The organism is Oceanisphaera pacifica (assembly GCF_017498065.1).
Classification (GTDB): Bacteria; Pseudomonadota; Gammaproteobacteria; order Enterobacterales; family Aeromonadaceae; genus Oceanimonas; species Oceanimonas pacifica.
Map to the genome: position 1 here is coordinate 140,662 of NZ_JAGDFX010000008.1, position 14,329 is coordinate 154,990.

The window sequence follows — 14,329 nt, forward strand, 5'->3', positions numbered from 1 at the left end:
ACAGCTGTCTTTTGAGCTGTTTACTCGTCGTCGGCTATTTCAAAGTCTTCTATTTCAATACCTAGCTCGGCCATAATTTTACGCGCGTGAGCAGGAATTTGATCTTGCATATCTTTACGTAAGTCTTCGTCTTGTGGCAGCGGCTGCCCCGTGTAAGCGTGCAAAAACGCCTCACACAACAATTCACTGTTAGTGGCATGGCGTAGGTTATTAACCTGACGGCGCGTACGCTCGTCCGTTAATATCTTCAATACCTTGAGCGGTATGGATACGGTGATCTTTTTTACCTGTTCACTTTTCTTGCCGTGCTCGGCATAAGGGCTGATATAATCGCCGTTCCATTTTGTTGTCATCATTTACCCGCATCAAGGTTAAAAATTCGAGCGAGATTGTAACCTCTACATTTTATATTGGCAATCCAACAGTTAAGAGGTTTAGACGTCTAGGTGGCTTGACGGCCTGTGTGAGCTGGGTTACTGTCTTTGTAGACAACTTTATTATGATAAGGGTTAATAGACCCTGACGCTGTTTAGTGGGCAAAGGAGCAAATATGCCAGATTACCAGACTCAAACTCATGCCGTTCGTACCGGTATCGATACCGACACTCAACATGGTGCTGTTACGCCGCCTATTTATCTGAGTAGCACTTTCTCGTTTGCCGATTTTGATAAACAGCGTCGCTTTGATTATGCCCGCTCGGGTAACCCGACACGCCAAACTCTAATAGATGCACTGACCTTGCTTGAGAAAGGCGCAGGTGGTGCGGTTACGGCCAACGGCACTGGCACCATTAACCTGATTGTGACCTCGCAGCTTAATGCCGGCGACTTACTGATTGCCCCGCACGACTGCTATGGCGGTACCCATCGTCTGTTTAACGCCTTTGCTAAAAAAGGCCACTTTAATGTGGAATATGTTGATCAAACAGATGAAGCCGCCGTGGCTGCTGCTATGGCGAAAAAGCCAAAAATGTTGTGGATTGAAACGCCATCTAACCCGTTATTACGGGTGGCTGATATTGCTGCTCTCTGTGCTGCAGCTAAAGAAGTGGGCGCCTTAAGTGTGGTGGATAACACCTTTTTATCGCCGGTATTACAGCAACCACTGACCTTAGGCGCAGATTTAGTGGTGCATTCCACCACCAAATATATCAACGGTCATTCCGATGCTTTAGGGGGCGCGCTGGTAGCCGCCGATGCCGATCTAGCCGAAGAGCTGCGCTGGTGGGCAAACTGCTTAGGGGTGACGGGGCCGGCATTTGATAACTATCAAACCTTGCGAGGCTTGCGTACGTTAGGGGTGCGGATGCGCCAGCATTGTGAAAATGCCGATACGCTATTAGCGTATTTACAGCAGCAACCTAAAGTAAAAGCTGTCTATCACCCCAGCCTGCCAGACAGCCCAGGTCACGAAATAGCGGCACGTCAGCAGTCGGGTTTTGGCGCCATGTTAAGCTTTGAATTAGATACAGATGATGCGGGCATGCGGGCATTTTTGGCCGAGCTGCAACTGTTTTGCTTAGCAGAATCCTTAGGTGGCGTAGAAAGTTTGATTGCGCACCCGGCAACCATGACTCATGCCGCTATGCCAGAGGCGGATCGTCTTGCTGCAGGCATTACTAACCAGCTGTTGCGTGTGTCTGTAGGGATTGAAGATGTGCGCGATTTAATCGCTGATTTTGACCAAGCATTTAAGGTGTTAAACACGTAATGACCCAGTACCAAGATGAGGCTGTAGCGGCGCAACGTCCGGTGCATAAATTTGGTGGTAGTAGTTTAGCAGATGCGCCAGGCTTTCATCGGGTGGCTAACATTATTGCTGATCAGCCCACACAGGGCTCCTTGGTGGTGGTATCAGCAGCGGGTAAAACCACCAATCGATTAATTGAATTACTCAATTTATTTATTAGTGGTGATAGTGCTGCCGCTCCAACATTAGAGGGTATTTATAGTTTTCAGCAACAGCTAATTATCAGCACATTAGATGATGAGCAGTCGCCGTTACTGGCGCAATTAGATGAAGATATTCATCGCATTGCCACTGTGCTAGAAGAGCAGCAGCTAGATAAATACCAACAACACTTTATTCAAGCATTTGGCGAGGTGTGGTCATCACGCTTGCTGGCGCAGGTATTAATTAACCAAGGCATAGCGGCCGCCAGCTTAGATGCTCGTCGTTTTTTGCGAGTGAGTGGCTCACCGGTGCAAGTGGATGAGGAGTATTCTCGCCAACAGCTACAGCCTATTTTGGCGGCCCAGAGTGAAGAGGTCATGGTGGTAACTGGCTTTATCGCGGCAGATGCCGACCATAGAACTTGTTTGTTGGGACGCAATGGCTCTGATTTTAGTGCCACCTTACTTGCCGAGCTGGCTGGCAGTACAGAAACCACCATTTGGAGTGATGTGCCTGGTGTGTCTAGTGCTGATCCGCGGCGGGTACAAGGTACTCAGTTACTGGCGCGACTGTCATTATCGGAGGCGGCTGAGCTGGCGCGGTTAGGTTCGCCTATTTTACATAGCCGAACCTTGGGGCCTGTTGCTAACAGCCAGCAACAATTAACGCTGCGCAGCAGCTATCATCCTCATGATGGTCATACCCGTATTTTACGCCAACACCCGCGAGAACCTGGCGCACGTATTGTGACCTCGGTAGATGATGCAGTATTAATTGAGATGACGATTTCTGATCGTTATCAAGAAAAAGTAAATGCGCTCACCGACTGGTTAACTCGCAAAGAGTTGGCGCCTTTGGCCTGTAAGCGCCGCCCTGAGCGTAAACTGTGGCAAATTGCTTATACGCCAGAGCAAGCTGTGCAGGCCTTCTCTTTATTACGTGATCATCAACCCGCCGGCGGCTTTGAAGACTTACAAGAACGAGAAGGCTTTTCGCTGGTAGCGTTAGTAGGTAAAGGGGTGACATCTCAGCCTGAACAGTGTTTGCACTTTTACCATGCCTTAAATGAGCAGCCATTAGAGTTTATTCAGCCGGCAAAAAACGGCCTAAGCTTAGTGGGTATTGTGCGAAAAACTCCCCTCGACCCCTTGTTACAGTTATTACACCAAAACTTGTTTAGTCGCCCTAAGCGGGTGGGGCTATTGTTATTTGGTCGTGGCAATATCGGCAAGGCTTGGCTTAAGTTGTATCAAGAGCAAAAAGCACGCCTAGAGCAGCAGTTAAATGTAGAGTTAACACTGTATGGCGCGTTTGGCTCTCGTGGTGGTACTTTTTCTAGCGAAGGGCTAGCGGTTGAGCAAATACTGAACGACTTTCAGCCGCAAGCGCTAGAATGGCCAAATTGGTTAGATAATTTAGCCGACCATGGTTTTGATCAGCTAATTGCACTGGATTTTACTGCATCTCAACAGCTAGTGCAGTATTACCCCAACTTAGTGGAACAGCATATTCATATTGTGGCCGCAAATAAATTAGCGGGCGCCGCTGAGCAAGCTTTTTATTTGCACCTCAAGCAATGCTTGGCGGAACATCAGGTGCAATTTTTAAGTGGCGCCACTGTGGGGGCGGGGTTACCGGTACAAAGCAGTATTAAACAACTGCAACAATCAGGCGAAACCATTAGCGCCATTAGTGGGCTTTTTTCGGGGACCTTAAGCTGGTTGTTTCAGTACTTTGATGGCAGTCAGCCGTTTTCTGAGCTGGTATTACAAGCCTGGCAGCAAGGGCTTACCGAGCCTGATCCCCGAGAAGATCTAAACGGCCAAGATGTGAAGCGCAAACTGGTTATTTTGGCGCGCGAAGCAGGATTTGACTTAGATCCGGCCCAAGTAAAGGTGCAAAACTTGGTGCCTGAATCTTTGACTGCTGTCGATCAAGAGGGCTTTTTTAATCAGCTAACGGCATTAGATGAATCCTTAACCGAAGCGCTGAGCGCGGCACAAGAGCAAGAGGGTGTATTGCGCCATGTGGCGCGCTTTAATGCGAAAACGGGCGAGGCAAGTGTGGGGCTTGAGGTGGTTAAGGCCGATCATGCTTTTGCCTACTTACGCCCTTGCGATAATGTGTATGCCATTCAAAGCACGCACTATCGACAGAATCCGTTAGTGATCCAAGGGCCAGGTGCTGGACGAGAAGTGACCGCTGGCGCCATGCAGGCAGATTTATGGAATCTACTGGCCAGTTTTAAATAAATCAGCGCCGAGCACCAAGCGCCCGGCTAAAATAAAAGAGCTGCCTGTCACGACAAACAGTCGCCACCAAAACATGAAGAAGAGACAGTAGGCAGAAACAATGAGGATCATCAAACCAAGCGAGTTGGCGAAGGCAAGCCTGCTTGCACTATGGCACTCTACAGACTTGTGACTAAGTGACAGGCTCTGAGGCACAAGCTCTACCCTCTTTGATCAAAAAAGGCTCCCAATCGGGAGCCTTTTTATCTGTGAGGTAAAGAGTAAAGGGGGTAATGGTAAGAGAAACACCTAGTCTTCAGGTAGGGTACACTTTCTGCCATCTTGATGTTATCTGGTCCACTTTACCCTTCACACCTTACGCTTCATTTTTAATTACGAGCTTTGTAGCATGGCTTTAGGCGATAAAATTTCGGCTAACTGCTCATCAGTCAGTAAGTCTTCTTTACGTACTAACTCGGCAACACCCAAACCACTTAGTAAGGCGTGGCCGGCAATGCGGCTGGCATTGTCATAACCAATATGAGGCACCAATGCTGTAACAATACCTATGCTGTTTTCTACATGTTGATTACAGCGATCTTCATTGGCGGTAATACCTCGAATACACAGCTCATCTAGCATCTTAATAGACTGACTTAAAATACGGCAGTTATTCAGCAGATTGTAGATGATCAAGGGTTCCATGGCGTTAAGCTGTAGCTGGGCGGCTTCTGCTGCCATGGTAATAGTAGTGTCGGTACCCATAACCTGAAAAGCAGTTTGGTTCATTGCCTCAGGAATAACTGGATTGACCTTGCCGGGCATAATAGAAGAACCTGGTTGCATGGCTGGCAGGTTAATTTCAGCCAAGCCGGTGCGTGGGCCACTAGAGAGTAAACGTAAATCGTTGCTCAGCTTAGATAACTTAACCGCCAAACGCTTAAGGCTACCAGAGAAAGTCACAAAGGCGCCCATATCGGCACTGGCGGCAATTAGGTCGTCGGCCAAGCTCACCGGTAAACCACTAATATCGGCTAACTCGCTAACGGCAAGGCTTGCGTAACCGCTAGGTGCATTAATGCCGGTACCAATGGCGGTGCCGCCTAAGTTTACTTCACATAATTGTGCACAGGCGTGATCGATACTGGTGCGTTCGCCGCCTAAATCGCTGGCAAAAGCGTGAAACTCTTGGCCTAAGGTCATAGGAACCGCGTCTTGCATTTGGGTACGGCCCATTTTTAGCACATCACTAAATTCTTCACCTTTAGCAGCCAAGCTCTTTTGGATATTGCCAATGGCAGATTTTAAGCTTTGTGCAGCAAACACAATGGCTAAGCGAGCCGCGGTAGGGTACACATCATTGGTGGACTGTGAGCGGTTAATGTCGTTATTTGGGTGTAAATGCGTGTATTGACCGTATTCGTGACCTAATTTTTTTAAGCCGATATTGGCAATCACTTCATTGGCATTCATGTTGGTAGAAGTACCGGCACCGCCTTGAATTAAGTCGACAATAAACTGATCGTGATGCTCACCGTTAATCAGGGTTTGGCAGGCATCTTGAATGGCACCGGCTTTTTCATCGGTTAATAAACCGTGGCTGTGATTAGCACGCGCTGCTGCTGCTTTTACCATGGCCAGTGATTTTACCAACTCAGGGAAGTGGCTAATGGGCATGCCGGTAATATCAAAGTTTTGTTTGGCACGTTGGGTTTGAATACCATAGAGGGCATCAGCGGGAACGGCCTGATCGCCCAACAGATCATGTTCAATTCGAGTATTCTTTTGCTGCTCTGTAGTGGATTCGCTAGTCATAAGTCCCTTTGCCGTTAGTTAAGTTAAAGTTAAGTCCCGTGCTGCAATTAGCAGCACACGCCCAAGAAACACTCATCCTTGTTAGCCATTAAATAAAGGAGAAAATGGCGGGTGAATGAGTAGATGGAGCGAGTGGGAGGAGCTCTTAGATACGCACTTTTTTAGCATAGCTATTCATATTCAGGATCGCTTTTTAGCGAGTTTATGAGGCTATAACTTGGCGTCTGCGATATAAAACAAAGTTAACGATAACGAAATAATACGCGCTTTTCTAGTCTTGATTGTCATAGGCTTACGGTATATTGCCAATGTTGAATGCTTTTTGTACGAAAGTGCAGGGTGTTAGGCAAGAATACAGCTTAATAATAGTGGCGAGTTTTTTGTTATAAAGCATGATTACTTAACAAATTAGCGCTATTTAGTAAGCATAAAAAATCAGGTTGTTATCTTTAAAATTGTGACTAAAAACACATTAATGTGCTCTTGCACTTTCAATAATGTTAACCAGATCAGGACATAAAGGCGAGGGTAGGTTAGCGGTTGAAAACCAGCCTACCGCCTCGGCGTCATCTGCGGCTTGGGCTTCACCACTGATATAGTCACCATTAACCGCCACCATCACATAATGATGTGTTAGCTGATTATTATTGTTATGTTCAAGCACATCAAAACAGGCAAAGGGCGTTTGCATGTCGGCGGTAATAGCGGTTTCCTCTAATAGCTCACGGGCAGCCCCCTGAGCCATGGTCTCGCCCCATTCCAGCTTACCGCCGGGAAAGCCCCAATGTCCGGCATGGGGAGCAAATTTTCGCTTTACCAGCAAGACTTTATCTTGCTGCCAAACGATGGCAATCACGCCCACTTTTGGTTTTAGGTTATGTTGGGGTGATAGTGCCATTTATACTCCTGATTAAAAATAGGATTATCCAGTAAAAGTTAACTCAAAGCTTATTGCTTGGTGTTAAGTTAGCGTTTTAACACCCGGTAAATAAACAACAAGATCAATGCGCCAACCACGGCGGTAAAGAAGCTGGCCATATTAAAGCCACTGACAGTGCCAAAGCCCAGTTCACGGCCAATACCAAATTCTTTGCCAATCCAGCCGCCTAAAAACGAACCGGCCACACCCAGTAAGATGGTCATGATCAAGCCGCCGCCATCACGACCTGGCATCAAAAACTTAGCAATCAAACCGGCAATTAAGCCAAAAAATATCCAGCTTAAAATATCCATTACATAACTCCTATTTAAACACTAAAAATCTCTCGCAACAGAATCCACAGAACCCACGGAAAAATTAAGATGGGATAAGATCGAAAAGTCACAACATATTTTAATGGTAAGAGCTCCCTTCATTCAGGCTGGGTGTTTAGCTCTTACCCATTAAGCTTTTATCTTGGTTTTGGCTTTTTCCGATTTTATCTTTATTTTTCTGCGAGTTCCGTGTTCTTCCGTTGCAAAAGTCGCTCTTATCTTTAGTTACTGATGGTTAGTTTTGCTGTTAAGGCGTTAGGCGTCAATAAGGGCCCAGTGATTGTCCCACTGATATTGCGAATAAAAGCGCTGCTCACGACCGCTACTGTCGAGTTGGCTAATACCGCCTTGGCCACTGCTAAGCCAGATTTGGCCATTATCGGCGGCAGCACCTGAGGCATCGGGCAGGGGAGAAATGCGAATGAGTTCTCCACTGTCTCTGTGCCATAAGCCATAGCAATTACCCGGTGGTGAGGTAGCGGCAATTAAGGTGTCGGTAACGGCAATACTGGCAATGTAGTGATTAAACCGCGCCCAATCTAGGGTGTCGCCGCCTAAAGGCCGCAGTGCTTGGCCGGGCTTGTGGTGCACGATTAATGGTGGGTAATCGTCTGGCTCGCCACGATATTGCTGACCGGTAAATACCTCACCTGCTTGAGTGATAGCCAAATGGCGAATAGATAATTTAGGATCGCTTAAATGGGCCTGCTCTAAAATATGTCCAGTTTGGGCATCTAAATAGGTGAGGCTGGGCGCCATGGTAGCTAAGTTTAGGGGCGCTCGACCTTGGGTATGCACCCCGCCTACGCCAACCACTAAATTACCATTGGGCATTAAACGAATTTCATGCGGGCCAATGCCAAAGTCAGTGAACTCGTTAATCTTGGTGAGGCCTTGCTCGCTAACGTGATAAACTCCAATTACCCCTTGGCTGGTTTGGCTGACTCCTTCTGTAGTAAATAGAGTACGACCATCGGCACTAAAGGCGCCATGGCCATAAAAGTGGCGGTTGGTATCAGCCGAATACAATTGTAATAGCTCACCATTCACATGATTAAATAAACACATAAATTGCCCAGGGCGGCGGGCATGGCACACCGCCAGTGGCAAATTAGGGTGTACGGTAATACCGTGGCCGCGTGCGGGTAGAGGCAGTTCGTAGCGTAAACTGCCATCCATATTGAGCGCTTGAGCAACAAAGCGATGTTGGGCACGTCGTCCGCCGCCAATTACATAGGCTTGCTGGGGTGGCCTTGAGCCTGATTGCGCACAGCCTATTAGTCCTAAACTGCTTAATACACCTGCGGCGGTAATACATTTTAAAAATTGCCGCCGTTGCATTAGTCACCATCCGTAGCATTAAAGCCCAAGCTTAGCCCCAGAACGCTGGGTAGACGCTGCTTTAGCTGATAACCCAATTGGTCTAAAGACATGTTAAAGCGCAACAGCTCGGCATAATTATCTGCTTTAAGGCTATAGGCTAAGCTGTTACCGCTGGGTAAGTGCGTTAAGGCACTGGCAAAGGCTTCATCGACGGCGGTTGCGCTGGCGTGATGTCCAGTGTTGAGCAAATAACTACGAATACCCCCTTGGCGATATTCTTGCTCTAGTGAGGTAAGGCTGGTCCGTAAAAAGTGCAGTGATTGCTGGCTGCGCCAGGCTTCGGCAAACAAGGGGCGCGGATTTTGTGCGGTATTGAGCGGCAATACTAATTTCTTTTCAATGCGATCATAACGATGCGATAACTGACCCAACATTTGCGTGAGTAACACCGTCTTGCCGCCTTGCTCCGCCATTTGTGCTAATTGCTGCTGATAACCGGCTTCATTATGCCAAGCGGTTTGTAATTGCTTGGCATTATTGGTGAGCGTTTGGGTGATAGTGGGCAGCAGCAGGCATTGCTGCGTAGCACTGAGCTCGCTTTCTAACAGGTACTCGACGGCACTCAAGGTGGTGACAACGCCGCGATCGGGGGCGGCTTTACCCTCGGCAACGGCGGCCAGTTGACGACGCACTTGCTTGCCTACCGTGTCTTTTTTGTCGGGCCAAAATTGAAACGCATAGCTCAACCCCTGCGCGTCTAAGGGGGTGGCACTTTGCCCTTGGTGCGCACTCCAGGCGGCAAAGCTGCTGCGCCATGCTGTTTTAAGCTGGGCTAATGCGGCTGGGCTGGCATCGGTTTGACAGTAATCGCGGGTGCTTTGCTGCAACTGGGTTAGCTGCGAGGTGAGCTGATCTGCTTGTTGGCGCATTAAGCTAAGATGTTGAGTGGTTAGCTGCGCTAAGTCGGCATTAGGGTGAGGTTGATGCTGGCAGGCGCTGAGTGTGCCCACAGTGGCCAGCAATGTAACTAAGCATGATATCTTCATAATGATTCCAAAAAGGCGATAAGTTGGGCGCGCTCTGTGCTATCCATGGCTATCACGCTTTGTTTGGCGGCTTCTGCCTCGCCACCGTGCCACAGTATGGCTTCTAATAAAGTGCGGGCACGACCATCATGTAAATAAAAGGCATCTTCACTTCCTGCCACTTCTGCGGCATAGCCCAGCCCCCATAGCGGTGGTGTGCGCCATTCTTGGCCGTTGGCTAAAAACTCAGGTCGATGATCGGCCAGTCCTTCGCCCATATCGTGTAATAACAAGTCGGTGTAGGGGTAAATTTTTTGCTGACTTAATGCCGGGCTGTTATGTGTGCCTGTAGTGTAAGAGGGGGTGTGACAACGGCTGCAACCCAAGGCTAAAAATAATTGCTCTCCGGCAATTACTTCGGGGTTATTAAGCCCGCGTCGCATCGGTACCGCCAAGTGTTGGCTATAAAAGGTGACGGCATCCATGATGTCTTCGCTGACTTCCAGCTCGCCGCCGTTGGGGTAGTTATCGCAAGCTTGAATATCGGTGCAGTCGTCAGCTAAAAATAGCGCCGAGGTAATGCCCATGTCACCGGCAAAAGCGCTGGCATTTTGTTGGCGTAGGCTGGGTTGACCGGCTTTCCAGCCAAAGCGTCCTATTACTGTGGTGCTAGCTTGATTATCCCATACTCGGTTTGCACGGCCACTAATGCCATTACCGTTAGCATCGTTTGGGTCTTCTTTTGCTAATAAATCGGTTTCACTAATGGCCTCTAATAATCCTAGCCCTATCATAGGTGGGGCAATACGGGCCGAGAGTAGGGTATTGGGGTTTAAGTCGCCATAACCAAGTTGAGTGATGTTAACGGTGGGGTCGCGTAGCTCAACCTGAGTGCCATCATTTAAGGTGACGTTATGCGTGTGATAGTGAATATTCACCTTGCCTTCTGGGGTTGCACCGGGAATAGCCATATCTTGTAATTGGCCACCATAGTGTGGCTCGTTAATAACCCCGTGTACCCTTAACCACTCTTGTTGCTCTGGGCTACCATCACTAGGAATCGACAAGCGTACTAACATAGACACTGCATTATCTGCCAGCTCGTGTGGCGGGTGACCACGGCCATCTCTAATATGACAACCCTGGCAGGCATTGGTATTAAATAAGGGGCCTAAGCCGTCTCTGGCATCTGTGGTGGCGGGGGCGGTTACCCAGGGGTTGCGAAAAAAGCTATTGCCGACTGAGAAATCCAGCCGTTTATCAAAGCTTAAATTGGCGGCAGGCATAGAAAATGCGTTACTGCCGCTTTTATCTGTGGTGGTTTTACCGCCGGATTGCAGTGGATTTGCTTGAGTATTGATCGCCAAGCTGGCGCATAACAGTGTAGTTGTGAGTCGTAACCACATAAAAATTCCAAGATAAAAATTGTGCTGAGTTAAGGGCGAAGAGGGAAGTCCCCAGTCTTGAGGTCGAAAAAACGATTTTTGGCAACGGAAGAACACGGAATCCACGGAACAATAGTGATCAGATCTGAAAGTGACTCAAATGGTAAGAGCCAAACAGTACACCATCAGAGAATGAGTCCTTACCTATAAAGGCTCCTATTCACTTTTCGCTCTTATCTCCGCTTAATTTTTCAGCGCCTTTCGCGTTCTTCCGTTGCAGGTATGGGCTTTTGGTTTAAACCATTCCCCCCTCACCCCTCACGTTTTACAAATTAAAACTCATGATCAGCTGTGTCTGGGCTTAAGTTAGTAATACCAATGGTATTGGCGGCTAATTCAATGGCGCGGGTTTGATCCACTAAAGCGTCAATAGAGTCTTGTACTAGTTGATTGCCGCTTAAGTTATCGGCCGCAATTAACTGATCAAAATGCACATTGTTGACTTGTGCAGATTGCACCAATTGATACACAGTTTGCTCGCTGGTGCGCATTTGCGTGTCAATTTTTTTAGCGGCACTGCTGTCTTGCTGGGCGACCAGTTGTAATAAAGACGGGCCTTGCATGATATTGCCATCCACGCGCTGGTACTCACCAAACATCAAGTTAACAATGCCTTTCTCATTGTAATAATGAGAATTATGGGTGTTATCCGAGAAGCAGTCGTGCTCATCTTCTACTGAGTTGGCAACCAAGGCGACTTTCATGCGCTCGCCGGCCAGCTCACCCAAAGATAAAGAGCCCATGCCAAACAATATGCGGCGTAAGCCTTCTTCGGCTGGCAAAGCGGTGAGTTCGTAACGATAATTATCTTGTTCACCTGCTTGCCACTGCTCGCTCATCCAACCTAAATCACTGATCAGCAAATCGCTGGCCGCTTGTAAGTAATCACGGCGACGGTCGCAGTTACCATTAGTGCAGTTCTCACCCAATACATAATCGGTATAAGGACGCTCACCGGCACCTGCTCCAGTACCCTTTAAATCTTGGCCCCACAGTAAAAACTCAATGGCATGATACCCTGAAGCCACGTTGGCTTCTGAGCCGGCTATCTCGTTGAGGCTCGCCAATAGCTCAGGGGTTATGTCGCTCACATCTAAATGCTCACCGCCTACTTGTAAATATTGACTGGCAATGATATTGGCGGTGGCCCCTTCATTGCCTAGCTCATGTTGATAACCTGGTGCCACATAATCAATCAGGCCTTCATCGAGTGGCCAAGCATTTAACTGACCTTCCCAATCATCAACAATAGCATTACCAAAACGGAAGACTTCCGACTGCTGATACGGTACGCGCGCAGCAATCCAAGCGCTGCGGGCTTGGGCTAAAGTATGTTCGCTGGGAGCGGCTAATAATTGCTTAATCGCGATATCTAGCTGCTCGGCTGTGCTTAGTGAATCGCTATATACCGCATGGGCGATATCAGCATAATGCTCAACTACATCTTGTTGAGTTACAGCTGGCGTATTGGTTTGGGCGCAACCGCTTAGTAGGGCACCAATGGCAGTGGCCAGTGCCAGTTTTTGGTAAGGCATTTGAATATCCTTATAGAGATGAGTGTGAGAATGGTTTGTATTATCGAAGGCAATAATAGCGTTTATCGGCGAGTGGCCGCAAGAAGTAGTCAGAAAAATGTGAGAGGTTAATAAGGGATTTAAAGCAAGGATGATGGTGCGATACCAGCTTAAGTAAAACTATAATCGTATTCTCAGTCAGAAACTTAGCAGTCACAAACAATGCAGCGTAAAATATGCAGCAAGTCGACGGAGTCATACTAATACGGTTGGCTTGTTGTTAGGCGCTGTGCGCTATATTCACTCTTCACCAGCAAAGAGAAACCCATGTTTGATATTGCACTGTACGAGCCCGAAATTGCCCCCAATACCGGAAATATAATGCGTTTGGCGCGTAATAACGGCTGTCGTTTACACCTGATTGAGCCCATGGGCTTCACCTTAGAAGAAAAAAGGCTACGCCGAGCGGGCTTAGACTATGCGGATTTTGGGCGTATTTTTCAGCATGCTAATTATGCTGAGTTTTTGCATGCCGTTGCAGGACAGCGTATTTTTGCCTGCACTACTAAGGGTAGCCGGCTACATCATAAAGCCAGTTATCAGGCGGGGGATGTATTACTATTTGGCCCCGAAACCCGTGGCTTACCCGACAGTGTGCTGGCCGACATTGCCCCTGAGTTGCGTATTCGCATTCCGATGCAGGCTGATAGTCGCAGCTTAAACTTATCTAATGCAGTGGCTGTAATAAGCTACGAGGCTTGGCGCCAACACGACTTTATAGATGGGCAATAAAACAAAGCTGTCAGCCGTAAGCTTTAGGCTGTAAGTTAAAGAAAAACAACTGAAAACATAGAGTGGCCTTAGGGGCAAGGAGTGTAGTGTGAACTGGGGAGATGAAGAGGTGGACAACAACGCAAGCTATGAGCGACTCGTCACCCGGGCGGCTAAGGCGGCGATGGTTGCGGCCGGTTTGATGATTATTATTAAGCTATTAGCTTGGTTTTATACCGACTCTGCCAGTATGTTAGCTTCATTAACCGACTCGCTATTAGACATTAGCGCCTCTTTTATCAATTTAATGGCGATTCGCTATGCGTTAGTGCCTGCGGATCAAGAGCATCGCTTTGGTCACGGAAAAGCTGAGTCTTTAGCTGGGCTGGCTCAGTCGGCTTTTATTAGTGCTTCGGCCATGTTTTTGATGATCACTGGCATCTCTCGATTATTTAATACCCAGGCCGTAAGCCATGCCGGCCTTGGGCTGTGGGTGATTATACTATCGCTCTTGCTTACCCTAGTACTGGTGCTCTATCAGGGCTATGTGATTAAAAAAACTAACTCAGTGGCTATTAAAGCCGATCAGCTGCATTATCGTTCTGATCTCTTGCTCAATGTGGGGGTACTATTGGCTATTGGCCTAGCTTGGTTAGGCTTTCATTGGGCAGATGCGTTATTTGCACTCTTGATTGGTGGCTATATCCTTAAAGGTGCGTTAAAAATTGGGTATGATGCAGTACAAATGCTGTTAGATCATCAATTGCCGGATGCTGAGCAAACGCGCATTATTGAGGTGTGTTTAGCAGTAGAAGGTGTACATGGTTTACATGATATGCGCACTCGACAATCTGGGCAAACACGATTTATTCAATTGCACCTTGAGTTAGATGATAATCTAACACTGGTAGAGGCACACGGCATTGTGGTGCAAGCCGAACAAGCATTAGAGCGGCTATTTCCTAATACCGATATTATTATTCATATGGATCCGTTGTCGGTTCTTCCCCCCGATGGGGATATGAAAACATCACACTTTACAGCAAACAAGGTTTAA

General features: G+C 47.8%; 12 protein-coding genes. 4 read left to right on the forward strand and 8 right to left on the reverse strand.

Annotated elements, in window-relative coordinates:
• Positions 1 to 20 precede the first annotated feature (20 nt).
• Complete coding sequence (metJ, locus tag J3U76_RS08575) at positions 21 to 353, reverse strand: met regulon transcriptional regulator MetJ (RefSeq protein ID WP_208005589.1); 333 nt, start codon at positions 351 to 353, stop codon at positions 21 to 23.
• 197 nt (positions 354 to 550) lie between these two features.
• Here metJ and metB point away from each other — a divergent pair, with 197 nt between their 5' ends.
• Together metB and metL are read left to right on the forward strand one after the other, a co-directional pair.
• Positions 551 to 1,711 carry a cystathionine gamma-synthase gene (gene metB / locus J3U76_RS08580; protein ID WP_208005552.1) on the forward strand — a complete coding sequence of 387 codons (1,161 nt, stop codon included), beginning with the start codon at positions 551 to 553 and terminating at the stop codon, positions 1,709 to 1,711.
• A complete protein-coding gene (gene metL, locus J3U76_RS08585) occupies positions 1,711 to 4,146 on the forward strand; it encodes a bifunctional aspartate kinase/homoserine dehydrogenase II (RefSeq protein WP_208005553.1) in 2,436 nt (811 codons plus the stop codon). Before metB ends, metL begins: the two co-directional genes overlap by 1 nt.
• A 372-nt stretch (positions 4,147 to 4,518) precedes the next feature.
• Here metL and J3U76_RS08590 read toward each other — a convergent pair whose 3' ends face one another.
• The 7 genes from J3U76_RS08590 to J3U76_RS08620 all read right to left on the reverse strand — a co-directional run bounded on the left by J3U76_RS08590 (position 4,519) and on the right by J3U76_RS08620 (position 12,522).
• Positions 4,519 to 5,940, reverse strand: coding sequence for an aspartate ammonia-lyase (locus tag J3U76_RS08590; protein ID WP_208005554.1), 1,422 nt, complete (start codon positions 5,938 to 5,940; stop codon positions 4,519 to 4,521).
• Positions 5,941 to 6,412: 472 nt separating this feature from the next.
• Positions 6,413 to 6,838, reverse strand: coding sequence for an NUDIX hydrolase (locus tag J3U76_RS08595; RefSeq protein ID WP_208005555.1), 426 nt, complete (start codon positions 6,836 to 6,838; stop codon positions 6,413 to 6,415).
• A gap of 68 nt (positions 6,839 to 6,906) precedes the next feature.
• Positions 6,907 to 7,173 (reverse strand): GlsB/YeaQ/YmgE family stress response membrane protein, encoded by a 267-nt coding sequence (locus tag J3U76_RS08600; RefSeq protein WP_208005556.1) that lies wholly within the window; start codon positions 7,171 to 7,173, stop codon positions 6,907 to 6,909.
• Positions 7,174 to 7,449: 276 nt separating this feature from the next.
• On the reverse strand, positions 7,450 to 8,535 hold the full coding sequence (locus J3U76_RS08605) for a DUF1513 domain-containing protein (RefSeq protein WP_208005557.1): 1,086 nt from the start codon (positions 8,533 to 8,535) through the stop codon (positions 7,450 to 7,452).
• Positions 8,535 to 9,563 carry an imelysin family protein gene (locus J3U76_RS08610; protein ID WP_208005558.1) on the reverse strand — a complete coding sequence of 343 codons (1,029 nt, stop codon included), beginning with the start codon at positions 9,561 to 9,563 and terminating at the stop codon, positions 8,535 to 8,537. Before J3U76_RS08610 ends, J3U76_RS08605 begins: the two co-directional genes overlap by 1 nt.
• Positions 9,560 to 10,948 carry a di-heme oxidoreductase family protein gene (locus J3U76_RS08615; protein WP_208005559.1) on the reverse strand — a complete coding sequence of 463 codons (1,389 nt, stop codon included), beginning with the start codon at positions 10,946 to 10,948 and terminating at the stop codon, positions 9,560 to 9,562. Before J3U76_RS08615 ends, J3U76_RS08610 begins: the two co-directional genes overlap by 4 nt.
• Positions 10,949 to 11,259: 311 nt before the next feature.
• Entirely contained in the window at positions 11,260 to 12,522 is a 1,263-nt protein-coding gene (locus tag J3U76_RS08620; protein WP_208005560.1) for an imelysin family protein, read from the reverse strand.
• 306 nt (positions 12,523 to 12,828) lie between these two features.
• Here J3U76_RS08620 and J3U76_RS08625 point away from each other — a divergent pair, with 306 nt between their 5' ends.
• Positions 12,829 to 13,293 (forward strand): tRNA (cytidine(34)-2'-O)-methyltransferase, encoded by a 465-nt coding sequence (locus J3U76_RS08625; protein ID WP_208005561.1) that lies wholly within the window; start codon positions 12,829 to 12,831, stop codon positions 13,291 to 13,293.
• Between the two features lie 88 nt (positions 13,294 to 13,381).
• A complete protein-coding gene (gene fieF / locus J3U76_RS08630) occupies positions 13,382 to 14,329 on the forward strand; it encodes a cation efflux pump FieF (protein ID WP_341534325.1) in 948 nt (315 codons plus the stop codon).